The sequence below is a fragment of the Pontibacter cellulosilyticus genome (assembly GCF_014306105.1).
Classification (GTDB): Bacteria; Bacteroidota; Bacteroidia; order Cytophagales; family Hymenobacteraceae; genus Pontibacter; species Pontibacter cellulosilyticus.
This window is the reverse complement of the sequence record NZ_JACRVF010000004.1, coordinates 227,553-250,483: the sequence shown is the minus strand read 5'-3', so window position 1 is coordinate 250,483 and position 22,931 is coordinate 227,553. Positions and strand designations below refer to the sequence as shown.

The window sequence follows — 22,931 nt, the reverse complement described above, 5'->3', positions numbered from 1 at the left end:
AATGCGCCATCTGGTTATCAACATTTAACTGATTAACAATTTCGCTGTCAAACAATTCAACAGTAACTTATACAAATGTATAAAATAGCCGCCGTAGTTTTATGTTTGCTTTTATGGCTGCCGCAGGTGCAGGCGCAGAAGCAACCTGTTGCTACGCCCCGGCCAAAAGTTATACTTCAGGTGGATGTTGCTCCTGAGAATGCCTCCCGCCTCCATGGCTATACTTTCCGCACTGCGCACCCCGACTCTGCAGAGGCCGCCAAAGAGGCCAGGGCGCTGGTGTACCAGTTGCAGCAGGATGCCTTCCTGCTTGCCTCTGCCGATAGCTTATACCTGCGCCGCGATACGCTCCACGTGAAACTGCACCTGGGCCAGCAGTATGAGTGGGCACAGCTGCGGAACGACAACTTAAGTGAAGGTATTTTGATTGAGTCAGGATTCAGGGAGAAGTTTTACCGTGATACACCTTTTAAGCCGGCCGAATATGTAAAGCTGCAGCAACGTATCCTGAATTATGCCGAGCGCAACGGCTATCCCTTCGCCTCTGTTTGGCTGGACTCTGTAACAATTGAGAATGGGAAAATAAATGCTGCCCTGATGGTGGAAAAGGCTTTTGTGGTAACCTACGACTCAGTAGCTATAGTGGGTAATACGAAAACTCAGCCCAAGTTCCTTATGCGTTACCTGCAACTGCTGCCCGGGCAGATCTATAACCAGGACCAGGTTAATGCATCGCAGCGCATGCTTACGCAACTGCCATACATCAGGCAAACCAGGCCGCCACAGGTGCAGTTTTTACGGGATAAGGCCAAGGTGCTATACTTTCTGGAAGACCGTCAGGCAAACCAGATTGATGGCGTTGTAGGCTTTTTGCCAGACCCAAGCCGGCAAGATAAACTGCTGATAACTGGCGAGGCAAACCTGAACATCCGGAACATCCGCGGTACAGGCAAGCAGTTGGGTTTGCAATGGCGGCGGGTAAACAAAGGCTCGGTTATACTTAACGGAGAATACTTGCACCCAAACCTGCTGGGTACGCCATTCGAACTGGGTACTAAATTTAACTTGCTTAAACAGGACTCATCTTTTATAACCATACAACCGCGCCTGCAGTTGGCATACTATACCTTAAAGTATGGCAAGTTTAGTGTGTTTACTGAGTGGCGCAACTCGCGTATACTTTCCTCGGCCAATACCCAAAGCCTGCAAAAGCTGGACCTTGCCGATGCCCGCACCAATACCTATGGCCTTAACTACCTCTGGAACAACCTCGATGATTTTTACTTTCCGAGGCGTGGCCGGCTGGTGGAGATGCAGTTGGCAGCTGGTAAGAAAACATTGCTCCGCAACAGCGACCTGGAGAAAAGCTTTTACGACACCCTCGACCTGAAAACAACACAGCTGAGTTTGGGGCTAAGAGTTGAGAATTTCCTGCGATTGGGTACGAACAGCGCCTTGCTAACCCGGCTGCGCGGCGAGGCCCTGCTAAACGACCAGATCTTCCTGAATGACATGTACCGCATTGGGGGACTTAACACGCTGCGTGGCTTCGACGAGTATTTCTTCTATGCCTCCGCTTATGCTGTGGGCACGTTGGAGTACCGCCTGTTTACGGCTGCCGATTCGTACGTGCTGCTGTTTTACGACCAGGCCTACTACCGCAGCGATTTGGAGAATTCCGAAGCCTCCGATTTTCCTTTTGGCGTGGGTGGCGGTATTAGTTTTAGTACAGGTGCCGGTATTTTTCAACTAGTTTACTCCCTGGGAAAATCCGATCAGCAGCCTATCTCGCTGAGATACTCGAAGATACACTTTGGTATCACCAGCAAATTCTGAAAAAGCTCAACTTTTTTGCTCTTTTTAGGTATAAAAACTTGTAAAGTATAAATCGTTGTTATACTTTTGCATCACAATAACAGTGCGGGGTGGAGCAGTTGGTAGCTCGTTGGGCTCATAACCCAAAGGTCACAGGTTCGAGTCCTGTCCCCGCTACCCAATAGGACCGATCAGCTTTTTTGCTGGTCGGTCTTTTGTTTTTTGTGCTGTAAGTGCTTGACATACTGTAAATTAGTTGAAGTATTGTGTTGGTTCTTTCGGTTCGATAATGCTCTTTTTTAGTGCTGTAAGTTATTCCGGTTGGAAATAGTACTTTCTGTATAGTCTGCTTTGCGTGAAAATCGCCTAAAAGCCACAATTCTGATATATTTGCTGCAAATGACAAACAGGCGTCTATGGACTTTTCTAAGTTCGATAGTTTTAAAGATGATTTCGCTGCTTCTACGTAAAGGTTCTCTAATTCCTGTTTGAACTTTCTGCTATACTTATCATAAATTGACTGGTCCATCTGACCGAGAAACAGCTTCTCCTGGGCGTTTTCAATCGTTTCTTCTAGTGCTTTGATGGAAGCTTGGATGTCCTTTTGCTCGTCCTCCTGTTGTGAAAAAACTGCCTCTAAAGTTCCATGTATAGCGTCTCTTATAGGGGTAAGGGCTAACTTGTTGCAGTCGTAGCTTTGTAACAAGTCTATAAATTGTTTGTGCATATGTTCTGCGCTCTTATTGCTGCCACACCCCTTTTTGTTGCATTTATAGTAGCGTTTACCCTTACTTTTAACTTCGTACCCCGTCATAGTGGTGCCGCAGTGAGCGCACTTCACAAAACGTTTTAGAGGCAATGCATCGTCTGTTGTCTTGTGCTTAAAGCCGCGGTTATTTTTGGCTCGTTTCTCGTTTATTCTTTTAAAAATTTCCTTGGATACAAGTCTTTCCTGTCTTCCTTCTATGATGTTGCCATCTAAAAGCGAATGGGAAATCAAGCCACAATAAAACGGGTTGCTAAAAATGGCAGATAATTTCTGTTTAGATAGCTTTAAGCCCATTTTGGCAAGGCGTTCGGCAATCTGCACATCTGTTAAACCTTCATTCGCTTTCATGAGGAAAGCTTTTCGAATCAGTTTGCCGGTTTCGTTTACAACGATGTGTTGTTCTCCATTCTCAATTGTGTGCGTAAAGCCAAGTGGTGCTCTGGTCACCCAATATCCCTGGAGAAGGCGCTCTAATGTACCAGCCATAGTCTTCTGACGGCGCTGATGGTTTTCATACTGCCCGAAAGAAAGAAACATGTTTTGGTATAAAGAGCTGCTAAGGGATGTTGGGTCTATGTTCTGCAGCACAGAGTGGATGTAAATACCTTCGTTACGTAGGTCTTCTATAATCTTTATAGCCTCTGCCCCAGACCTGGAAAATCTATCGATGCTATAGACAATTATGTTTTGAACCTTCTTGGTGCGTACAAATGATAGCATTTCTTTGAATTGCTTTCTTTCGTCCGTTTTGGCACTCTCATGTGTGCCTCCAAAGTATTTAACTACTTGGAATTTTTTGGTGAGTGCCAAGCGTTCGCATTCTTTCTTTTGAGTTGTAAGACTCTGGTTATTTTCAGCCTGCTCTTTGGTAGATACCCTGGTGTAGATGACCGCATCCTGGCTGTTGATGTTTGCTATTTTAGCTGCCTTGGATTTAGCAAACTTTCTGAATTGATCTAGGTTAGTCATTGCTCAAGCTTTTAAAGGTTCTTACTGCGCATTGTGCGATCGTCCATATGGATTGTACTAGCTCATTAGCCTCTGCGTCTGAAATAGATTCGAATCCAGGATAGGTGCGAAGTTTCTCTACAGTTAATGGTGAGGATGTTTTTTGTTTTTTCTGGTTTTGCTTAAAAGGTTTCAAAATATTAATTGGTCTAGCACGTACCTGTTATCTGCAGTGTATGTACCGATAGTCATTTGACCCGTTTTCTACGGTGTCCTTTAGGCAGCAATTGTTATTTTAAAATCGCAGCCTTTTAATATAATTGTAAAACACTGTTTTATTTTTTATAGAAACCATTGGAGCACTGTGGTATCTTGGTAAACTTTCAATAGTTTCATGATATTTCTCTAATGATGATGATTTACTTTTCTTAAAAGTTATGAGCCAGTTAAAGTTTTTATCAGCTGCAGCTCTATCAACTTGTATGCTCTCCCATTCTTTAGTTCTCATCGATTTTAAAACCTCATTTTCTGATTGTGAGACTAATGTTGAATAAGAAGTTAGGTTCGGCAAGTTTTTATCACCGACAAGCTGTAGTAAGATTTCGTGTACAGAGAATGAAATAGAACCATTAATTTTTTTGGCTTCTTCAACAGGCACAAAACGGCCAACAAATCCCATTCTCCCATCTTTATTAAAATATATTTGTAAGTCTTCTCTTTTGCTTATAACTGTGCCTGCAATAAAATCAAGCAAAGTGGGCGTTGTTTCAATGTTGTATGTTATTCTGAGTGGGTTGCCTGCACTATCTTGTTCGAGCTCTTGGTAACTGTGCTCTGACGGGAATATATCTGCAAAGAGCCATAGCTTGAAGTTGTGCAAAATATTTGATGGGAAGTTGTAACTGATTAGGTTATCCAAAATTCTCAACCATATATATTGGCTAGTATTTAATGATGTTTCTTTGTCTTCTGGTAGAAATGCCCATTTCTTCAAAAGTATTTCTTCATATGTACAGTTCTCTAACTCTAGCAAATCAAAAGTTACGATGCCTTTCTTTAAACGAGGTAATAGACTAGATTCAGGGTAATTTAAGCTATAGTTCACTAGACCTTGCTTTCCTTCTTTGAACTCTGGTTGGCTAACACTTTTGTTGTTCATATGATGGGTTGCGTTATTCTTTGTCCTTTCTCTGTGAACCTTTAGATGTTTCTTTTATTAAAGCATCTAAAAATAGACCAATGCCATATCCTAATAGACTGATCTTATATTGCTTATAGGCAGCTAAAAGAGGGTGATCTTCTCCAATATTATCTTTGTTCAATATGAAGTCTATTCCGTCAATTGCAAAGACAGAGGCTATGGCATTTGGTATATCATTCCCACTATCTAGTTTCGAAGAGATTATCGGCTTTTGAAAGTGTTTTATTAGAGCTTCGAGCAGGTTTTCTGAATTTGACTTCATGCGTTCAATCTGAGCTGCCTGTTGCTTTACTATTTCCTCAAGAGCTCCATGGTTTGGTAAGCCCAATCTTTCTTGCGCAGTCTCATGGTTGAGAATTTCTCCACTTGTCATATTGAAAATGCTCTGCAGAATTTCGAGTTTCTCAGGTGAAAGTGCTATATCTCCTTTTTCAATTCTGCTATAATTAGCTTTACTCATGCCCAGCTTTATAGCTATATCTTCTTGCTTGAGATTTTTTGCTAGTCGGATGGATTTGATTTTATTATGTATATTTTGCATAAAGCAAATATATATAATCTTTATTCTATAATGCAACTAAATCAATAAAATAAATTAAAGTGCACAAATTGCAAAAGTTGTGTACAGCTAGTTTGTGTTAGGTAATTGACTTAGTAGAATTATAAGTGAGTGAGTATAGTATAAGCAATGATTCCAAGTACAATTCTAATTTTTCGTTTCGTATAAGGGGCAATGTTGATGAAATGTTGAAGAAATTAGGAATCTGCTAAATATTAATAAGCATTTCTATCACTATGATTACTCTAGTTAAGAGCACATTTTCAATCAATGACATGACGTGGGTGAGATACCAAAGGAATTAAGATGCATAAATCCGATGGCGCAGATAACGGTAGGTGGATTAGGATAACTAAGGTGTTTCGCCAGTGAAAAAGAAATAGGAATGCGATAAAGGAAGCTATTTTGCTGACGCCTTTCACAATTTGCAGACTATATTATAGTCCCATTTTTATAAGGAGCAATGTTCTACTAGGTTCATACGTGGATCATACTGGATTTTAACTTTAATCAACGTGTTACCATTGCCATAAGAAACTTCTCCCTCCGGGATACTTGTGTAGCATAGATTACTGGAAGTTATAAGACTAAAGTGATTTAAATAGAAACCTTATTTCCAAAATAAGCTTCCTACATATATGGACAGCTTGGTGAAGTATGCTCATATATGTATTACTTAGCAGGCCTCTGCAGGTTCAAAAAAGAGCTCCTTAAAAAAGTGAGGGGCATGTGCTGGGGCATAGTGCACAAGGCTGAAAGCAAATTTAATAGCATACTCTCGTTCATTAAAAACAGCATACTTTACTAGATTATACTTACTAAGTTGTTTCAAATATGCTTTAAAAATCTTTGGAGTCAGGTTAAAATGAGCTGCCGTAAATACAGCACCTCCTATACCTAAGGCTATCTTAGAGCCAGATCCTGCAAAAGCGTATTTTATTAAGTTTAGACAGAAGGTTTGCGTGGAATTGGAGAGCAAAAGCCCATCTAGAGCCAGTGGAACTTTGGCCGTTACATGGATCGGATCATTCGGCTTAGAAATACTCACCAGTACCCGCTGCGCGTGTTTCCACCTCATGCTAGCTGGACAGAAAGAGAGCATATGCCTGAGGTGCTCTATCTGGTTAATAGGATCTGTTAATGGAATCTCCAGTTTGGCGTAAACCTCTGCTGGGTTAAGTTTCCACAGCGTCTTTTCCCATAAAAATATCCGCATATTATTCCCATATCCTTCTAGAAAGTAGCCATTCCCCAGCACTTCAAGGTGGTAAACTCTGCGCAGGAAATCCCTTCGCCTTATAATGGATTGTGATGAAGATGATTCTGGTTGCATTTAATTGCTTTGTTTGGGGTGGATCAACGGGGTTGTCGTACTTTAGAACTTTACCTTGGATTCAAAACACATTTTACCTTAACTCAAGGTTTCCAAATATAGACAACAAACCTTTATTATAGCATATGTGCTATAATAAAGGTTTGTCTTTTTCCAGTCCTTTCATGGATGGAAAGAAAAGAGCTGTTTGATGAGGAGGGACTACGCCTTTTTGCAGAGCACCTGAAGCAATTGCGCAAGTCGAAGGGCGTATCACAGGAAGAACTCTCTTATCGTTCTGGCTTAGTACTCAGTCAGATTGCCCGTATTGAGACAGCCAGAACCAATCCTCGCTTGAGTACTTTGTTTCAGATTGCCCGCGGATTGGATATTGAATTAGCGGAGCTGTTCAACTTTAGGCTTCAGCCAAAACAACAATCCTAAAGAGGCTAGATTCGCATATAAGGATTTCCTATATGGAAAGTCCTTTAATTTACCTTATGTTAAATAAGGTAGAGCTGTAAAGGCTATAGCTTGCCTAACAGTCCTGATACTGCTTTCTACATGCATCAAGTATCTGGCGAATTTTCTGCCTTAGTGCTTCAGGAGCAATAACCCTCACTTCCTTGCCAAAGCTCAGAATAGTGGCTTCCAGCTCATAGTTAAGCACAACTTTCAGTTTTACCCTGACTTCTTTGTCGTCATCAACCAGAAGCTCTTGGGAGCTATGCAGATGTTGCGTTTTCACATAGTTGCCGTCGTAAGGCGAGAAAGAGAGCACAACCTCCTCGACCTGCCCATCTTCCTGAGAAATGCCTATCGCATTCTTGAAGTAGAGTTCAGGTTTGAAGTCTGCTTTCTCTATGTAGGGTGCCTCTGGCGCACTTTCAAGACTCTGTATGCGGTCCAAGGCAAACTTTCTCAAGCTACCTGTCTCGTGCTGCAACCCCACCAAGTACCACCTGTTACGGTATTCTTTCAGAAGGTAGGGACTAATGGTGCGGTTCTTTGGCTGCGCATCCTCAAACTTTCTGTAAGAGAGCCTAAGTGTATGTTTGTTTCTGATTGCTCCAATGATTGTATCGAGATACTCGTTTCCCTTAGCATAAGGAGCCTTTTCAAAATCGATAAACCCTGAATTTGCCCCAGGCTGGTCAGAGCTGATTTGCTGCACCAGGTTGACCACCTTGTCCACGGTAGATGCAAACTCACTGAAGACAGCCATGTGCCTATACTGACCCAGCGTAGCTGCTGCCGTAGCAAGCGCGTGCAGCTCCACCTCATTCAAGGGAAGGTTCTCAATGGTATACTCCGGATCAGTGTAGTAATATCCGTTCTCCTTTTTGCTATAGGCTATCGGGGCATTGTAGTTGAGCTGAGAGCAGTAACGCATCTGGTAGATGTCGTAATCAAGCGTCCGCTCACCTATCCTGATGTCTTTCGCCGCGCTTATTTTGTCTATCAGTTCCGTTTTGGACCAATACTTTCTAGCCTTGCTTCTCAGGCACTCATTGATGAGCCTCATACGTACGATAGCGTGCTTGGTTTTCGGCATAAGCAGATATTTTTCAACAAGTTAAATATTTTTAGAAGAACGCAAAAAGATTGCGCTCACCTGCAATAGCTTTGTTATAAACCAAAGGAAAATTTATGGCAAGCAACCCAAAATTCCAGGTGTTCAAGAGCACCTCCAACAATCAGTACTACTATAGGCTTCGCTCCCGAAACGGGGAAATCATCCTTAATGGGGAAGGCTATACAACAAAGCAGTCGTGCTTGAATGGCATTGCGTCTGTCAGGACAAACGCACCCTATGATTCACGTTATGACAGAAGGGACGGATGGAGCAACTACACCTTTAACCTCAAAGCCAGCAATGGTGAGATCATTGGGAGAAGCGAGAACTACACAACGCGTACAGCCCGCGAGGGAGGCATCGAGGCGGTTAAAAGAGACGCGCCTGGCGCACCTATTGAAGATTTCTCATAAGCGTCTTGTGAGGGTAACCTACAATACAGTCTTGTTAGCCATAGGCACCACGGGCGGTATTGTAGGTAAAATCCTTTATTGAAGTAAAGGCGGTGCCTGCTTTGTGCTGTTGTTTCTAAAGATTCATAATCTGCTCGACCCTCTCCTCCAGCAGCGACAGGCGCCCTTGGTCCATCAGGTGGCAGCCCAATATCTCCTCCCGGTATCGGCTATCTCAGATTGCCCTATACTTTTGCCGCAGGTATTCTCTCACTTCTTTGGGCGCATGGGAAATTTCCTCTACCAGGCGCAGCCTGTTATCAGTGAAATACACAATATCTTCAAAATCGTCGCTCCTGATGCCGGTTCCAGATACCGTAGCCGGCCAGCGAAACGCTCAGGTCAATGTCGCTGGTTAGACAGACTGCATCAGCAGCGGGATCGTCGGCATAGAGGATCAGCGTGGCCCCGCCCACAAACACCATTTCCTCCCGAAGCTCCTTGTTGGACATCATCAATGGGAGCTAAGTCATCAAAGAAGACAGGTTGTGCATCTACCTTATCTGATGTCACCCATTTCTCAAAGCGATCAACCCAGTCTCTCAAATATGAAAGCGTTTTTTTGCGGAGTCTCTTATTGGACATAATCAAAGCTTAAGTAATGAAGAATGGCCTGAGTCGCTTCACTCAGATAGCTAATTTTTTCAGATTGCTTGTACAACAAGAAGGATTTAATGAAATATTTCAGCCAATTCAATATATTTGTTTTCAAATAGAAAACTTTTAGTTTAATTGTGTCGTTCTGTGGATGTATTAGGAAGAAATAAAATAACCAAGTATGTCAAAAATAAGCATGAGCTTGCCCGTGAGTTCAATGCTTTTGTCTCTAAAATTAAAAGTTCTGAGTGGAAGAGTGCATCAGATGTAAAGGAGACTTTTCCTGACTCTGACCATATTGTTGGAGATGTATATATATTCAATATATCAAGCTCCCGAAGCATGGCCATGGTTTATTTTAAGGAGCAGGAAGTGGAGATTGTATGGGCCGGCAACCACGATGATTATGAGACAACTTTCCGAAACAACACGAGCACGATCAAGAAATTCTTAAAGAAGAAAGGGTTTAGCGTATGAAACTTGGAGAATTGAAGAGTATTAGAAACGAAGGTGAATACGAAAAGGCTCTGGCATTGCTTCGAATCCTTCGGGGAGCAGAGTCCGGCAGCAAAGAGTATGCATACAGATCAAAGCTTAAGAGGCTTGTAATGGATTATGAGAGTACTCATCATCCTTTCGGAGAGGAAGGTTTCGAAGAGTGGGCGCAGCAGATGCAGGAAGGTCAAGCAGCTGAGCACAAAGCAGCCGAAATTGAAAAAGCAGAAATGGATGCCGCGAGATTTATCGATAATTGGAGAAGGTTCATTGAGGCGCGGAAAACGATTGTCAAGAGAAAGATCAAAGAAAAGCACACAACACAAGGTAGACTTGCGGAAATGCTTCACTTGAGAAAAGCTCACTTGTCTAACATCCTCAATGGTAGGAGGACTTTGAATGCTAATGTGGTTGTTCTTATGAGTCATTACCTAGAGATTCCATATGAAAAGCTGCTTCCTCCTGTTGAAGTAGCACAAGGAGCAATTATGGCAGACTGAAACAAGTAGTCTATTATCTATTTTTGATAAAAAAATTATGTAATAGTTTTAAATCAAGATCTATCTTACAGTCTCTCAATTTTAAAGAGAGGTGCTACAAAAGAGAGACACAGCATACAAATTATAAGAGAAGAATATGGCAAGAATAAAAGTAGAAGATGTAGTAGACCATCTTGATACTGAGTTCCGAAGAGCACTAGAGGAAACTATAAAAGAGCACTTTCCAAGGCAAGATTTTGACGCATGGGCTATTTTTAGAACATTCAAGCGTCAAGTTTATAGAAAATGTAGTACTTGGGAAGAGGTACCAGATGATTACATTGAGTTTGACTAATCTTTCATTTGTGGTACCAACAAAGTATTAGTGCCTTTCCCAAAACTTGCGACTCATATTAAACTTTTAAATCGAATAAATACTAGTCGAAATCTACACCAAAGTAGCCGCTCCTAATTTAGTAATAACCCCGAGAAGGCACTTTTTACTAAGGCAAAAAATGCATGGCGCTGTTCAGGGTTCAATGCCAAAGTGACTGCAACGTTGATGATAAGGCCAACGAAGTGGTTTTTCCAATCTTTTTTTGTGAAGGACTCCGCTTTTAATGCTGCTTCTTCGAAAGCGGCCTGCAGTTCTTGTACAGCGTGCAATGGCAAATTTAGGGCAGCAACCTGTCTCTCCAACTTTTTGAACTGGCCTTTCAAAAGAGCCAGCTCCTCATGGTCGAACATTGTATCAGGAGCGGCCTGGGAGAAGTAAAAAATACGAGCGTTTGTTTCCAGCTCTCCCCACAAGTCCGGCTCCTCCTCCTCTTGCTTCAGCCAAAGCAACCATTTACTGAAAAGGTGAGTTACCGTCTCCCATTTGTCAATATTCGCATGATGCACTTCTTTGCCTGGTTGAATTACAACTCCGGAGTAGTTGGGAGTGGAATAAGTGTTCAACCGAGGTGCTTCTCTTCGCCCGTTAGCAGACCCCTCAATAACCGTGTTTGGGGCTATCTTAAAATAAAACCCAGTTGCAAGGTGTTTGATTTTTAGGTAACTGTTGTCTTCCATGCTAAAGGAATGCACATTCAGGCCCTGCTGCTGAATTACAGTATACAGCGAATTCTTTTGGCTTTTGGTAAACATCAATTCTGACAATTAGTGGAATTTTATACTTCAAGCTGTCATTTAACTATCTCCTCTTTCTCCACAACGGCGACCACCTCAATGGCGAAGTGTATGCCATCCAAATCCGCTGGGTTGTGCAGCCCGAGGTAAGCTTTCCTGCCGCTGCTGTGCACCGGCACCACGGCAGACTTCAAGCTGGTCCGCGACCAGTCTCTTACGGGGGTAAAGCTTCTTTTTTGCATGAACGCCTTTACTTGGGCCTCGTCCTCAAACATGTAGACGTTACAGATGTCTCCTCCAGGCGGCGCCGTGAACAGGTCCGCCGCGAGCTTCAGCATGCCGGTCTGGTCAATCAAGAGCGTCAGCTCCGAGGCAAGCTTGAACTTCTCCTGGGCCGCCTGCAGCTCAGCTTCGTTGCGGTAGGCGGTAAACTCGTAATACCACTCCACCGTGTTCTCCGGAAGGATCACGGGAATATAAGTTCTGCTGTTGCCCGAGTTGTAGTAGCTCACCAGGTATCCAACCTGCGGCTTAAGCACCGTCACGGTCCTGTAGGTCTTTTTGGTGACGATCTCTTTGCCGTCGGCATCCCAACGCCGCACTTTGCCCTCCGGCTTGCCGCTTTGGTAGAAGGCCTCCTCTACCTTCTGACCCTGCTCGCTATAGGTGATGCTGGTACCCTGCCGCACATCCGGCTTCTCGCTGATCAGCTTCCCGTCCCATTGCAGTACGTTGGTCTTGGCATAATAGTCACGCACCAGTCCGCTTGGCACTCCGTTTTGATAATTGATCTTTCGGATGAAGGCAGCATCCTGCGCCTGTTTTACTTCTTCTTTGTCGCGGTCTAAATAGAGTGTCCATGCTCCTTGCCGCATGCCCTTTTGGGTACAGTTCACCTCCGGCAGGCGCAGCGTGAAAGTTTTGCCACCATTGGGAATGCTTACTTTCGTAAACGGCGCTTTCTCTAACCCTTTATTTAGGGAAATAGGTAAATCTGAGGCAGAGTTTGCAATTGAAAAGGCCTCCTTTGGTTGGATATGCAAGCTGTACTGCCCCTGGTAAAGCTGATCACAGCCGGAAATACGTCCAAAATAATATACCTCTCCTCCCACAATCCCGTTAGGCAGCAACATGGCGGAGTCATGCGGTGCAATGTTTATCCATCCTTGGGTATGCCACCCCTTTATAAGCCCAGTCTCGTTGTAAAAACCGAGTGCGAGCGATACCGCATGCCCGTTAGGGTTGATAACCTTCAGCTGTGCTGAAACTGGGAACAGATTAAAAGTAATTAAGATTAATAGAGAAAGTAAAAGCTTACGCATAGCAAAAAGTGTGATTAGCCTCCTACGGCCACTCTGGTGAAGGGTATTTAGTTTGACGTATTATGAATTCTTTATGCCCGCTCCCGAAGCAAGCGCTCGAGCATGATACTAAACACATCCGTCCGGTTAGGAAGCTGCAACAGCGGTGATTTACCGGTATCTTTGCCAATCTCAAGCCCGTCGGAGTAAGGGGTGATGCTGAGAATCTTTGTTAGGTGAATGATCGAATTTTTCTTACTCCCTGCAAAGATGAGACGCTTGCTGGTTAAGTATAAGGTGCCCGAGTCAATCAACTTCATCTCATCGGTGCTGTAGCTGCGTGGGGTGTAGGAACCGGAACGCAGGTAAAAGCCTTTGGCCACTCGGAAGCTGGTGGAGTAGCCGCTGTAGCTGGTGCGATGCCGCACCGTGCGCAGCTCATGCCATTTTACTCCCGGAATGGAAATGTAGCACTTCTCGCTTTTTTGCAGCAAAATATCCGGCTGAATCGACGGAAGCTCGGCATTCTCTAGGGCCCAGTATAGCTTGAGCTGCTGCAGCTGGCGCTTTGTTTGCTCATTCACCTCTAGGGTGACATTCAAGTTGGCGGCAATGGCCTCCAGCTCCTGCTCTTCCGAAGGCGAAAGGCGCTCGTCTGCTATAATAGACGCAACATAATTTTGAATAAACGTGCCCCGCACTTCTTCAGAGATCTTTTTGGCTAGCGCCTCCGGAAGCTTTAAGTCTGCCTCCAGTTTTTCTAAAAAAGCTTTCTCTTCCGGAGTGATGCGTCCATCGGCAACGGCTTTTTCGAAGGAAGCCTTATACACCTGCTCCCCTATTTTGGCATGCAGGCCTTCTACCGTCCGCTCGTCCAGTTGCAGCAAACCGCGCAGGTGTTTGAGTGACTGTAGCTCATCCTGGCTCAGGATATTGTCTTGAAGGCAATGATTCAGGTACACAGCATAAAACTCTTCCATATTACGCTGGAACTGCCGCAAAAAGTCTGTTTGATAGGTTTGGGCTATCTGCCCTACCTCTTGCCGTGAAATCTTTTGGATTTGCTTGCTGGCAAGCAAGTTGTTTAGTTCAATGACAGCATTTTCTTCCGGGTGCTGGCCCAGTAGGCGTTGCAGCAGGCTGCGTTTGGCCAATGGTACAGTTTGGTATAGGTGTTTGCTCATAGCTAGTATTTTCTGTATTCTTCGTATACCGGATCATTCCAATCACATACTCCGCCGTGGTGCGAGCAGGCCCCTCTGCCGGTGGCACTGGAAGTAGTGCCGTCACAGCAACGGGTCACGTAATAGGCGACTCTCTTCTTTAGAGGATTGATGCGCTCGTGCAACTTGTTGGCTTCCACATGCCCCACCTCAATCGCCGTTTTAAGATCGGCTACGGCTTCCTTCGTTTTGCCTAGCTTGCTATAACACAAGGCGCGGTTGTAGAGCAAGTCTCCATCTGTAGGGCTTTGATCTATCAGGGTGGTCAAATCCGCAGCAGCTGCCTTATACTTCTTAGCGCTCACCAGCGTAAGCGCCCGAACCGTCAAAATGTCGGATTTAATGCCTTGGATGGTGTCTTTTTCAGCTTCTGTCGCAAGGGCCTCGGCATGCTGAAGTCGAGCGAGTGCCAATGTGGCCTTCTTGGCTTCCTTTAGCTGCACGCTTTCAGCCAGGTAAAAGTGAAGGCTGTCCTTTCGTTGCGCTTCTACCTTGGCTGCCATGAGCTGCTCCTGCCTGGCTTTTTCTTCCTGCACCTGCATGGCGTGCGCCTCCTGCGCGTCCACCTCGGCATAGTGGTTGATGAAAGGCGTGGAAACCAAGAAGATGGAGCCGCTTACGATGGCTTTGGCTTTGCGCTTGAACTGAAAGCGCCCCTTGCGCTCCAGCCAGCGATGCCCCTGCGGCAACAGCAAAAAGCCGATCGCGCCCAGCAACAGCGTCACGAAAGGGTGTTTTAGAAAGGCCAAAGCGCCTAGAAAGAAAAAAGCAGCGCCCAGATAAGAGAGTGCCACCAGGAACTTGTTCCGTGTGGGGAAAGCATACGGGCTTCCTTGAAAGTAACTGGGCAGCACCCGGGACGCCTTCGGGATCAAATCAGGGACATAACGCATTTGTTCTCGTATTTTAGCTTGGATTATAAAGCCAAAATACTACATTTTATCTAAATATAGAACAAAGTGTATGTTTATTCTTACGGGTTTTACCTGAGCCTGAAACAGCTTAGATGGCTACCCAATTGCCTAATTCTGTATTTACTTTATGCGGTTCAGGCTATAGGTTACATCCTCTATCACTACTTCACACCACCTGTCAGCCAGAGCCTCTAACTCTTCTTCAGGCCACTGCTGATGGTATAGCTTTTCCAGCCAGCTTTCATCTCTGTCGGGGCCGACAGCGTACTTAAACTTTTCGAGTGTAAAGATCAGGTCTCTCGAGACGCTAAAGGCTTTCGTGCCTGCTTTCTTAAAACCGTCCATCCACAGGCTTAGGCCTATTTGATAGACTGTATTTCCAGCCTCCAGCATTTCTTTGAATTCCTCTGTTGTGTAATCTGGTTTTGCTGTTTGGTTTACTTGCCTGTTTAACCACACCGTGTTGAACAAAGGGAATACATCAGCTAAATTTTGATTTATCCGGACGATTAAGCTTGAAAGTACATCGTCAAATAGGTAACGCAGCGCAGCGTGATCCTTTTCCTGTTGCACCTCCTCTTCCCTGCTCACTTGTGCCAGCAGATCTTTTAGCAGTTGCAGCTTTTGATCGAGCGGTTTAACCGGTGCTACAATCTCTTTTTCCAGTTCCTGCTCGAGTGCTTCAATAGTTGGCAGTTCCCCTTGCAATTCTAGCGGCATGGCTTCTGTCAGCTCATACTCGGCTACGCCCATGGGTTTGTTCATGTCGCGCAGCGCATACTCAACTGTAACCTTGTTCTTGCTCTTGCACAGGATCAGCCCAATGGAAGGCGAGTCATCACCTGTTTTCAGGTCTTCGTCTACAGCGGACAAATAGAAATTCATCTTGCCGGCATACTCCGGCTTGAAGTCACCGATCTTTAACTCTATGACTACATAGCAGTGCAGTTTTAGGTGGTAGAACAGTAAATCAATATAGTAGTCCTGCCCTCCCTTTTCCAGGTGCACCTGCCGCCCGACATACGAGAAGCCCCTACCCATTTCAAGTAGGAATTTGGTGATGTTATCGACCAAGGCATTCTCCAGATCCCGTTCCTGGGCTTCCTCTGACAACTGCAGGAAATCGAACTTATATGGGTCTTTAAACAGCTCTTTTGCCAGATCCCCCTGCACGGCAGGCAGCGTGCTGGGAAAATTGTGCTGCAGCTTTCCTTGGCGCTCATGCAAACGCGATTCGATCTGATGCACCAGCACGTTGCGGCTCCAGCCGTTTAGTGCAGCTTGCCGGATGTAGAACAGGCGTTCTTCTTGGCCCTTGAGCTTGTCTAAGATTGTGATGTGGTGGTACCAGGCTATTTGTGCAAGGGGCGCTTGCACAATTTTACTGGCTTCTGCACTTGCAGGTATCGCCTGACTTTGTGCAAGGGATACTTGCACAAAGCCAGGCCAGGCTTCGGCAAAGGCACGCATGTACTTTAAGTTACGAGCCGACATGCCTTTCATATCCGGAAAAGCAGTTCTTAAATCAGTGGCTAGCCGGTCGATCACTTTAGCGCCCCACCCTTCCTGCTGCTGCTGTTGCAGGATGGCATGGCCGATCTTCCAGTACAGCTCCAGCATCTGGGCGTTCACGGTAAGAACAGCGTGCACACGGGCCGCCTTGATTTCTTGTTTTAGCTGCTCGAACAGCTCCCAGTACGTTGTGAGTTTTTCCATCTTTAACACCGTAGCCACCTTGCCAAAGTAAAAGCAGGCGCAGGCGTGAAGTTAGTAAATTCTTCAAAGCAAAAGGCACTCCTATCTGTTTGTAAAGGTGTGCTCTAAATCACGACAGTTAAGGCTCAGGTCATCAGCTTATGCAAATCAAATCGCACTTAAAGTATTACTTTAAGTAATATTCGTTTTTAACTATCTTTCTAACTGTTATAAACTAATACATTGAGTTTAATTCATTTCTGCTAACCATATGAATAGTGGCTAAACTGAAAAAGTGTATGAATATTATGTACTGCTATTTTGAAATAATTCCATAAATACTATATAATTAATCTGTAATAATTACGTAATTCGTTAAATTATTAGAAAAGCCTTTACCCCTATGCCCAAATACAGCCGCGAAGAGTTTCCCGTGAATTCGATTGTTTATAAGAAAGTATGTCCCTATTGTACTCAAAGCTTTTGGGCAAATAAACCCCGCGCTATTTACTGCTCGGATAAGTGCAGGGTCTATGCCAATAAGGCAAAGCGGGAAGCGGACATGCCAAAGATTTCAGCTGGAACTTCGCCGGATGTGGAAGGCAGAAAAGGCATGGAGCCGATGCTCATAGGATCAGGCAGAGACCTGCGCCTGGTGTACTTCAATCCGTATCGTGAGCAACGGAAGCAGTTAGATCCGGACGATACCTTTGGTGAGAAGCATCTAAGTGGGGAACACCCAAGAGCACTCGAAGAGGTGATTGACTTTCATACGCTCCGCATTCAGGAATACGAGCACTATTACAAAAGTCTGAAGGATCTGTACCTAGCAGATAGAAATGCAGACAAGACAAAGCTGACAGATCGTGAGCGGTATTTCTTGCAGGAGGAGCAATCTAAGGTAGACATGCAGATTGTCAGTATACGCAAACGTATTCGTCACATTCGGGAAAAAAGCCAGGACCCGGACTACATCCCCTGGTAAGGCACAGCCGCTTGCGAGCTGTTTAGGTGTTTTAGCTAATGCCATTGGTCTTCCAATGGCATTAGCTATCTTCCGGCATTATTCACTATAGAAGATTCTATGAAAACTATTCTAGCGATCAGCCATGCCAGCGGCAAGGGAAAAACACAGACCATCCGTGAACTGGCTAACCTGCTTCTTGGTTCCTACCCGACTTTCGTGGCCATAAAGCCTATACCTGCCAAAGTACCCGTTGATGGCGATTTTCAACTTATCATAGAAATAGCAGGCATCGTGATCGGGATAGAAAGCATGGGTGACCCGGGTACCGGGCTAGAGAAAAGACTGCAAAAGCTTGCCGGCTCCTATAGCTGTGACATCATCATCTGCGCTACCAGAACCCGCGGGGAAACAGTAGCTGCCGTGGAGAACGCAGCGAGCACCTGGGACTATGATACCATCTGGACTTCTACCTACCAGGTTATAAAAAAGCACCAGGCACAGGCCAACCAGCTAAAGGCTAAGCACTTGCTGGATTTGCTCCAACAGCTTTTGCTATTACCAATACCAACTGCCTTAGTGGCACCTTTAGCCCCTGCTTCAGTTTCTGCAATATAAGCACCACACACTCCAGCGATGTGACTGGCTTTGAACACCGCATCAATTCTACCTGTAGGGAGCTTAGCCGGGGCAGTGCTGCTGTAGACCCCATTTCCTTAGAGAAGCACAGGCTTCTATGAATGTCTTTAAGATTTGTTATTAAATTTTAAATCAGAAAGCCCTATTTGTTAGGGCTTTCTGATTTGAAATCACTTGCATTTTACCGGTTTACAGGCTGTTCTGCATTTTCCGCGGCCACCACCTTTGGCACTGTCATATCCCTCACCGAAGTGCTGCATATAAAGCGCAGTTGTATCAGCAAATGCTATGTGCAGATCACGTAAATCTTGTTCTCCGCGCATACCAAAATAAGGGAAATGGTGAACAAAATACCCGAACACTTGCTCACAGTCCCGGGCGTATGCTTTCGTATCAAGGATGTGGTAATGCCAAAATTTGTCTACTGTCTGATTAGGCACTACTTCTTCATCAGGATAGGCATACTTAAGCGCTAAGAAGCGTTTGTAATCTAACTCAGCAATGTCACATTCTTCAGGCGACCAACCAAGCCCTTCTTCTGAATCTTGAAGCTTGAGCTTCAACATTTCAAAGTCAATTTTTGACAATGATAAAAGAGCCTTAGCTACTAAAGCTCTTTTAGATGAAATACTAATTTCCATGGCTAAAAGGTTTTATTGACACTCTAAATATAATAATATTTAAATTAAATATATAGATAATAAAATCAGTTTAGCTAACTTATTTAGTTAATCAGGTTAATGATCAAGCTAAAAAAAAGGAATTGAACCTTATAAGAGAGGGAATGTTTAGATATTAAGAGGAGAGAATAAACTAAAAAGCTGGATCACTCATAGAGGAAGGCTTAAGCGGTTCTATAAAATGTGATGTGTAGTGACCACTCGATAATTTATTTCAACGCCGCTTCCAACCCATTTCCAATGTATTCCTCAAAATGCGCTTTGACGAATTTCACCGATTTACTCAAGCTCCTGTAGTTTGCTTCTAATTGACTGTTAAGGAAAGGATCAACTACTTCAATACTAACTCCATCTGTAAGATTCTTTTTGAACAGTGCTTTGACATGAACGTCAGCCTCCGGGAATGAATAGCCGACAAACACAACTCGACTTGCTTTCCTTATCTCAATTGCAGCCTCGTCCATAAGCTTAGTAACCGCAGGGTGGCTTAAGTTTTTTATGTGAGAAGGGGGAACAATAAAGGTGTCGAACAGCGTGTCATCAATCGGGCATCTCAAATCATACTCTATGCTTTCTGGATTTTCGCAGCTTCTTCCGGTTCTCCCTTTGAAGCCTTGTGATTCTAAACTTATTTTCGTGTCCCAGGGTGTTAATAAGACCTGGTTGCAGCAGTTGCAATATTTCCAATTGAGGGAGCCGTGGATCTTCATTATTTTTATTGGACGCGGATCCCCCCCTTCCCAAACGGTTATAGGCTCTCTGGGATTATCCCACCAATTAAAAGCTTCTATCCTATCGTAATGCTCATAATTCATGAAGTTTAGACAGTAGTCGATTACTGCCTTATCAGGGTAAAGAAAGTCGAAGGATTCGTCTAGTAGTGTATCATAGTTCATCGTCAGCACAGAAATATTCCGGTTTGTATTTGCAACAACCTCCCAGAACCTCTTGTACACCCCCTTGCTTTTGCTACAGCCGTCTATACTATAATGAACTAGGCGTATCAAGGCCTCTTTAACGAAAGCTATGCTTGCGGTCGTATAGCCCTTTCCCAAGCTCTCCTGCTTTGAGATAAAATAATCCAGAAACCCAAAAATAGATTCTAGTGATGGATAGTGACCACTAGAAACATCAAAGTTATCCTCAATGAACCTCTTCACCAACTCAACAGTCGCTGATCGCTCATGCTTCGTGTTTAAAATATGAGGTAACAGGTCTCTCTGCAATGGTCCCCCGTCTGCGGTTGATGCGCCAGCTCCAAAGACAAACAGCGCATCTCTCTGATCTTTGTACCCAACGTACTCTTTTTGACTAGCCCTCATTACAAAAACGCTTAAGTAGTAAACAGCTCAGTGCTCCAACCTAATTGGCTGCACTAATACTGCAGATATTCAATTATGCTTCTTCTATGCATATATATTTTATCTAATATATGGAATTCCAAGATAATTTCCGTTTGACCCCTGCCCGCTATTCAGTTAATCACTTTATGTGCGTAGGCACAGATGCTCTCCACTTTCTTTGTAATCATTGCCCTGGGCTAGAATATTAGTGAGAGGGCTTATGCGGTTTAAATCTCTGTTGGTGCTAGTGTTGGCTTTATCTCAAGAAATGGACCATTACTAATTGCTGTGCGCGTTTTATTGCGTCTCCACGTACTACACGAAATACATCGCTGCAGATTATGATCCGGTGCAGTGCTCCGCGCGTGTAATCGCGCAGTGAAGCAATAAATTTTGAGGTTTTAATTATCAGTTTTAAGAGTGGCTGCTTCAGCAGGAATTGCAGCGCGTCCGTACTCTATAAAGACACACAAATACGCGTGTAAAAACGAAGCCTCCAACAGACGAATTTTAATTGCCTAGAAAAGAGCTTTAGAGACATGGTTTTACGCGCAAAAGGTAAAGAACAAACCAGCTGCGTAACTTATTGGCTTTACGTGTCTTACCTATGCCAAAAGCAATGCCTTCGCTTTTAAGCACGCTTTGATTTTTGGTATCAAGTTAACACCTGTTTCACGGGAGAAATGCACGCTATATTACTAAGCTAAAATACCCTGTTTGCCACTCTGTCTTTAGAAGCCCCTATAAGGTGAAAATGCAGTGTTTTCCTATACTCAACAGAGCACAGCGAGAAGCACATTTTGATCGCACCTGTCAACTGCCTCGGAGCCACTAAAAAGTAGGGCACAGCAACACTAACTTAGACGGGGAAATACGTACTGTGTTGGCATATGTTTTCGCAGATACACAGCAATCCTGCGGCTACTCAGAAGTGAGCCTTAGGAGGGTTCATTTTCACGCCGGGGAATTTACTTAGCGCGTTTTTTGACGAGAGGGCGGGCCGCTGTTCTGGTGTATACTCTAAAAGCTAGTAGAGGCCTATGGCGACAGCATCATCACCCCTAATTCTTGGTATCTTGGCTTGCTTCTCTTACGACGCTCTGAAGCTCCTTTGCAGCAAGAATAAAAGAGGGGCCCGCAAAACGAAAATCCACGGCAGCTTGTGCCGTGGATTCCATTATCGCTGTTTATTATGTTACACCGATGGCTCGGCGATCAGTACCTCCAGCGGGAATCTCAACCCCCGGTGCAGATTGCGGATCATCTCGAGCGAAAGCCCGCGTTTTCTGTTCATCACCTTCGACACATTACCTTTATTACCCATGTAAGGAACCAAATCTTCCTGGTTTAAACCAAGTTCCTCCATGCGGATTTTAATGTATTCGATCGGGTCCGGTTCCTCTATAGGATACTTCTCGTTTTCGTATTTCTCAACAATCAGAGTTAAAATCTCCAATCTCTCACTCTCCGGGGTTCCTTCTGGAGCATCCCACAAGTTTCTAATCTCTTTAAGAGCTGCGTGATACTCGGATTCGTTATGGATTAAGTGAATGTTCATGCTTCTTATTTCTTGCAACGCTTCGGCTTCTCTCTCGCCGACTAAGTTTAAAGTAAAGGCTCCAATAGCCTACTAATTTATTTGGCTTTGCCTCTCCAATTAGAGGTCTTCTATTCTGATTTTGTCGTATTCGGCGTGTGTGCCAATCCACAGGACAAATACTCTCTTGCTTCCAAATCCCACCAACGCCACCAGCCTATAGTCGTTAGCTTTGATATTGAACACGACCTTGCCATCTACAACCATTTCCGCGCTCGGAAAATCGGCGCGCATATCGTTAACGGAGTTCCATTGTGCCGCTTCGGTGGTCTTGTGCCACGCGAGAAGGTACTGCTTGGCTGCGGCGTGCCTATTAGCGTACTCCAATATTGTCTTTCTACTTAATACATGCATTTCCTCTTTAACTTTAATACGGCAAAGGTAAAAACATGTTGTCATATTGACAACAAATATACAGAAAAAAAGTTTCTCTTTGCAAGAAACATGGAATACGTTGCTTTAGAGACAGGCTTTGCGGTGCTGGGCTTTGAAGACTACAAAGAATTCAAGCGCGTACTGCAGCTGTGCAAGGAGAAGAGCAAGGCAGTAGTCTACGCCGGCCAACTGGAGAGGATAAGGGAGATCCAGGCAAAGAACTGGGCCTACCATACCCCACAGGAATGGCAGCACTAGACGCACAGGCGGCGAGAGTACTGTGTATCCAATCCTGAGAAGCCCAAGCCGCCGGCATTCCCCACTGCAAAGGAGAGCATTGTGTCTGCCGCGGCGGAGCATGGCAGAAAAGCAGGTTATCGGGTTAACTCCGTTTTAGTTGCGCGCATATAAATACGCAATTCGTTAACCTGTATGTCTGCAAAGCCGCAACAACGGATCAAAAGGATACGTGCTCACATAACCTAATGCACCTGGGGTTTATCCCTCTGGCCTTAAACTTGCCTAAGTCGGCTACTCAGGCCTGCGTAGGGAGCCATCTCAAATAAGGGAGATTTTCTTGAATCGTTTTCAAAGTGTGTCTTTAATTGAAAAGTAACAAGCACCAAGCATTGGAGTGTTTTTGGTAGTGCAGCTTCACAGTACTCATTCTGTCATTCCACTTATAGCAGGCACAAGTCTGCAGAACTAACCAAGTAAGGTCCTAACTGAAAAGTCAGAGTAAGAAAACAACACTGCCTACAAGGGTAGCAAAGCGGGCGCTCGTATTCATGCTCCTGCATATTACAAAGAGCATTGGGCCATCAGGTGAAAACCCTGTCCCAATGCTCTTTGTAAAGAATCTAAGC

At 44.5% G+C, this 22,931-nt stretch carries 24 protein-coding genes and 1 tRNA gene; 10 read left to right on the top strand and 15 right to left on the bottom strand.

Annotated features, from left to right (window positions below):
- Positions 1 to 75 precede the first annotated feature (75 nt).
- Positions 76 to 1,836 carry a BamA/OMP85 family outer membrane protein gene (locus tag H8S84_RS14390; protein ID WP_187068055.1) on the top strand — a complete coding sequence of 587 codons (1,761 nt, stop codon included), beginning with the start codon at positions 76 to 78 and terminating at the stop codon, positions 1,834 to 1,836.
- 83 nt (positions 1,837 to 1,919) lie between these two features.
- A tRNA-Met gene (locus H8S84_RS14385) sits at positions 1,920 to 1,996 on the top strand.
- On the opposite strand, the gene H8S84_RS20375 is transcribed toward H8S84_RS14385, so the two are convergent.
- The 4 genes from H8S84_RS20375 to H8S84_RS14360 all read right to left on the bottom strand — a co-directional run bounded on the left by H8S84_RS20375 (position 1,952) and on the right by H8S84_RS14360 (position 6,508).
- Positions 1,952 to 3,553, bottom strand: a complete 1,602-nt coding sequence (locus H8S84_RS20375; protein WP_394368001.1) for a recombinase family protein — start codon at positions 3,551 to 3,553, stop codon at positions 1,952 to 1,954. The genes H8S84_RS14385 and H8S84_RS20375 overlap by 45 nt on opposite strands.
- Before the next feature lie 274 nt (positions 3,554 to 3,827).
- Complete coding sequence (locus tag H8S84_RS14370) at positions 3,828 to 4,691, bottom strand: hypothetical protein (protein WP_187068054.1); 864 nt, start codon at positions 4,689 to 4,691, stop codon at positions 3,828 to 3,830.
- A 13-nt stretch (positions 4,692 to 4,704) separates the two neighbouring features.
- Positions 4,705 to 5,274: a helix-turn-helix domain-containing protein gene (locus H8S84_RS14365; protein WP_187068053.1), complete on the bottom strand. Its 570-nt coding sequence runs from the start codon at positions 5,272 to 5,274 to the stop codon at positions 4,705 to 4,707.
- A gap of 694 nt (positions 5,275 to 5,968) precedes the next feature.
- Positions 5,969 to 6,508, bottom strand: coding sequence for a hypothetical protein (locus tag H8S84_RS14360; RefSeq protein WP_187068052.1), 540 nt, complete (start codon positions 6,506 to 6,508; stop codon positions 5,969 to 5,971).
- Between the two features lie 285 nt (positions 6,509 to 6,793).
- Here H8S84_RS14360 and H8S84_RS14355 point away from each other — a divergent pair, with 285 nt between their 5' ends.
- A complete protein-coding gene (locus H8S84_RS14355) occupies positions 6,794 to 7,048 on the top strand; it encodes a helix-turn-helix domain-containing protein (protein WP_187068051.1) in 255 nt (84 codons plus the stop codon).
- 94 nt (positions 7,049 to 7,142) lie between these two features.
- Here the strand turns inward: H8S84_RS14355 and H8S84_RS14350 are convergent, their stop codons facing one another.
- On the bottom strand, positions 7,143 to 8,159 hold the full coding sequence (locus H8S84_RS14350) for a helix-turn-helix transcriptional regulator (RefSeq protein WP_187068050.1): 1,017 nt from the start codon (positions 8,157 to 8,159) through the stop codon (positions 7,143 to 7,145).
- Positions 8,160 to 8,254: 95 nt separating this feature from the next.
- On the opposite strand from H8S84_RS14350, the gene H8S84_RS14345 reads away from it, so the two are divergent.
- A complete protein-coding gene (locus H8S84_RS14345) occupies positions 8,255 to 8,593 on the top strand; it encodes a YegP family protein (protein ID WP_187068049.1) in 339 nt (112 codons plus the stop codon).
- Positions 8,594 to 8,913: 320 nt separating this feature from the next.
- Here the strand turns inward: H8S84_RS14345 and H8S84_RS14340 are convergent, their stop codons facing one another.
- Entirely contained in the window at positions 8,914 to 9,087 is a 174-nt protein-coding gene (locus tag H8S84_RS14340; RefSeq protein ID WP_187068048.1) for a hypothetical protein, read from the bottom strand.
- A gap of 289 nt (positions 9,088 to 9,376) precedes the next feature.
- On the opposite strand from H8S84_RS14340, the gene H8S84_RS14335 reads away from it, so the two are divergent.
- From H8S84_RS14335 to H8S84_RS14325, 3 genes are all read left to right on the top strand, one after another.
- The gene (locus tag H8S84_RS14335; protein WP_187068047.1) at positions 9,377 to 9,706 is read left to right on the top strand and encodes a type II toxin-antitoxin system HigB family toxin; all 330 of its coding nucleotides are present in this window, start codon (positions 9,377 to 9,379) and stop codon (positions 9,704 to 9,706) included.
- Positions 9,703 to 10,224 carry a helix-turn-helix domain-containing protein gene (locus H8S84_RS14330; RefSeq protein ID WP_187068046.1) on the top strand — a complete coding sequence of 174 codons (522 nt, stop codon included), beginning with the start codon at positions 9,703 to 9,705 and terminating at the stop codon, positions 10,222 to 10,224. Before H8S84_RS14335 ends, H8S84_RS14330 begins: the two co-directional genes overlap by 4 nt.
- 136 nt (positions 10,225 to 10,360) lie before the next feature.
- The gene (locus H8S84_RS14325) at positions 10,361 to 10,558 is read left to right on the top strand and encodes a hypothetical protein (protein WP_187068045.1); all 198 of its coding nucleotides are present in this window, start codon (positions 10,361 to 10,363) and stop codon (positions 10,556 to 10,558) included.
- A gap of 113 nt (positions 10,559 to 10,671) precedes the next feature.
- Here the strand turns inward: H8S84_RS14325 and H8S84_RS14320 are convergent, their stop codons facing one another.
- The 5 genes from H8S84_RS14320 to H8S84_RS14300 all read right to left on the bottom strand — a co-directional run bounded on the left by H8S84_RS14320 (position 10,672) and on the right by H8S84_RS14300 (position 16,488).
- A complete protein-coding gene (locus H8S84_RS14320; RefSeq protein WP_187068044.1) occupies positions 10,672 to 11,277 on the bottom strand; it encodes a hypothetical protein in 606 nt (201 codons plus the stop codon).
- A gap of 113 nt (positions 11,278 to 11,390) precedes the next feature.
- Positions 11,391 to 12,656: a DUF1036 domain-containing protein gene (locus H8S84_RS14315; protein ID WP_187068043.1), complete on the bottom strand. Its 1,266-nt coding sequence runs from the start codon at positions 12,654 to 12,656 to the stop codon at positions 11,391 to 11,393.
- A 71-nt stretch (positions 12,657 to 12,727) separates the two neighbouring features.
- A complete protein-coding gene (locus H8S84_RS14310) occupies positions 12,728 to 13,819 on the bottom strand; it encodes a hypothetical protein (RefSeq protein ID WP_187068042.1) in 1,092 nt (363 codons plus the stop codon).
- 2 nt (positions 13,820 to 13,821) lie between these two features.
- Positions 13,822 to 14,751 carry a tetratricopeptide repeat protein gene (locus H8S84_RS14305; RefSeq protein ID WP_187068041.1) on the bottom strand — a complete coding sequence of 310 codons (930 nt, stop codon included), beginning with the start codon at positions 14,749 to 14,751 and terminating at the stop codon, positions 13,822 to 13,824.
- A 141-nt stretch (positions 14,752 to 14,892) separates the two neighbouring features.
- Positions 14,893 to 16,488, bottom strand: coding sequence for a PDDEXK nuclease domain-containing protein (locus H8S84_RS14300; RefSeq protein WP_187068040.1), 1,596 nt, complete (start codon positions 16,486 to 16,488; stop codon positions 14,893 to 14,895).
- A gap of 541 nt (positions 16,489 to 17,029) precedes the next feature.
- Here H8S84_RS14300 and H8S84_RS14295 point away from each other — a divergent pair.
- Complete coding sequence (locus tag H8S84_RS14295; RefSeq protein ID WP_187068039.1) at positions 17,030 to 17,452, top strand: hypothetical protein; 423 nt, start codon at positions 17,030 to 17,032, stop codon at positions 17,450 to 17,452.
- 99 nt (positions 17,453 to 17,551) lie between these two features.
- Positions 17,552 to 18,049 (top strand): hypothetical protein, encoded by a 498-nt coding sequence (locus tag H8S84_RS14290; RefSeq protein ID WP_187068038.1) that lies wholly within the window; start codon positions 17,552 to 17,554, stop codon positions 18,047 to 18,049.
- A gap of 191 nt (positions 18,050 to 18,240) precedes the next feature.
- On the opposite strand, the gene H8S84_RS14285 is transcribed toward H8S84_RS14290, so the two are convergent.
- The 4 genes from H8S84_RS14285 to H8S84_RS14270 all read right to left on the bottom strand — a co-directional run bounded on the left by H8S84_RS14285 (position 18,241) and on the right by H8S84_RS14270 (position 22,017).
- Complete coding sequence (locus H8S84_RS14285) at positions 18,241 to 18,711, bottom strand: glycine-rich domain-containing protein (protein WP_187068037.1); 471 nt, start codon at positions 18,709 to 18,711, stop codon at positions 18,241 to 18,243.
- 248 nt (positions 18,712 to 18,959) lie between these two features.
- Positions 18,960 to 20,072: a hypothetical protein gene (locus H8S84_RS14280; RefSeq protein ID WP_187068036.1), complete on the bottom strand. Its 1,113-nt coding sequence runs from the start codon at positions 20,070 to 20,072 to the stop codon at positions 18,960 to 18,962.
- A gap of 1,216 nt (positions 20,073 to 21,288) precedes the next feature.
- Complete coding sequence (locus H8S84_RS14275) at positions 21,289 to 21,588, bottom strand: helix-turn-helix domain-containing protein (protein ID WP_230407190.1); 300 nt, start codon at positions 21,586 to 21,588, stop codon at positions 21,289 to 21,291.
- A gap of 162 nt (positions 21,589 to 21,750) precedes the next feature.
- Complete coding sequence (locus tag H8S84_RS14270; protein ID WP_230407189.1) at positions 21,751 to 22,017, bottom strand: type II toxin-antitoxin system HigB family toxin; 267 nt, start codon at positions 22,015 to 22,017, stop codon at positions 21,751 to 21,753.
- Between the two features lie 117 nt (positions 22,018 to 22,134).
- Here H8S84_RS14270 and H8S84_RS14265 point away from each other — a divergent pair, with 117 nt between their 5' ends.
- Complete coding sequence (locus tag H8S84_RS14265; RefSeq protein ID WP_187068034.1) at positions 22,135 to 22,323, top strand: hypothetical protein; 189 nt, start codon at positions 22,135 to 22,137, stop codon at positions 22,321 to 22,323.
- Positions 22,324 to 22,931: the final 608 nt, after the last annotated feature.